The organism is Flavobacterium enshiense (assembly GCF_040750275.1).
Lineage (GTDB): Bacteria > Bacteroidota > Bacteroidia > Flavobacteriales > Flavobacteriaceae > Flavobacterium > Flavobacterium enshiense_B.
This window is the reverse complement of record NZ_JBDOCV010000007.1, coordinates 344-776: the sequence shown is the minus strand read 5'-3', so window position 1 is coordinate 776 and position 433 is coordinate 344. Positions and strand designations below refer to the sequence as shown.

General features: G+C 43.6%; 1 protein-coding gene. It reads left to right on the top strand.

Annotation, left to right across the window (positions count from 1 at the left end; all coding sequences use genetic code 11):
* Window positions 1-433: PKD-like domain-containing protein (locus ABGT15_RS11825; RefSeq protein WP_367231648.1), on the top strand; the 433-nt coding region annotated here is incomplete at both ends.

The window sequence follows — 433 nt, the reverse complement described above, 5'->3', positions numbered from 1 at the left end:
GGATAGTGTAAATATTACATTTAGTAGTACCGTTCCAGGAACAACGTACACTTGGTCTGTAGCGGCTAGTAATATTGCCAGTTCCTATCCGGCAACCGGAGATGAGACTACGATAAATCAGGCGGTACAGTTAATCGACCCTATGATTGCCGGTTCTTTGACTTTTGATATCATGCCAACGGCTAACGGTTGTTCCGGAGCAATTAAACGTGTGGAAGTAATCGTTAATCCTATTCCAGTAATCACAGTACCAACGGTAGATGATACGGAAATTTGTACGGGAGAAACCGTTACTATCGATGTAAACGGAACACCAACAGGAATTGTTTATCACTGGCAGGTTGTTAATGCAACAAATGCACAAGTGGCCGGAGGTGTAACCAGCGGAACTTCTACGGCTACTGAAATTGATGTAGTGTTGCAGGCAACAAGT